Origin of the sequence: Arenibacter sp. F20364, assembly GCF_023015905.1 — a bacterium.
Taxonomy (GTDB): domain Bacteria; phylum Bacteroidota; class Bacteroidia; order Flavobacteriales; family Flavobacteriaceae; genus Arenibacter.
The window spans coordinates 1-383 of record NZ_JALKBD010000163.1 but is presented as its reverse complement, the minus strand read 5'-3'; the positions used below and the strand labels follow the sequence as shown (position 1 = coordinate 383).

Below are 383 nucleotides of genomic sequence, written 5' to 3'. Positions count from 1 at the left end.
GGTGTTGGTACTACTTTAGATCCTTTTAAGGTGGAAGACCTTTCCATCGTTACAGCGAAACTTGGGGCCGATGCGGTTACCAATGCTAAATTGGCCGATAACGCGGTTCAGACAGAAAACATATTAAGTGGAGGTAACGATAAGGTTTTGGTTACCGATGCGGTTGGTACAGTTGTTTGGGTGGACAAGTCCAGCTTCGCTGTTTTGGCAGATCAGGTAACGATTACCGGAGTTGGTACTACTTTGGATCCTTTTAAGGTAGAGGACCTTTCCATAGTAACAACGAAACTTGGCCCTGATGCGGTGACCAATGCTAAATTGGCCGATGATGCGGTGCAATTGGAAAATATAGCTGATGGTACTGTCTCCGGGCAGGTAATGCA

1 protein-coding gene is annotated in these 383 nt (G+C 46.2%); it reads left to right on the top strand.

All coding sequences use genetic code 11. From position 1 onward, the window contains the following. Window positions 1–383, top strand: a 383-nt coding sequence (locus MWU84_RS24160) for a hypothetical protein (protein WP_246906618.1), incomplete at both ends; no start/stop codon positions are given.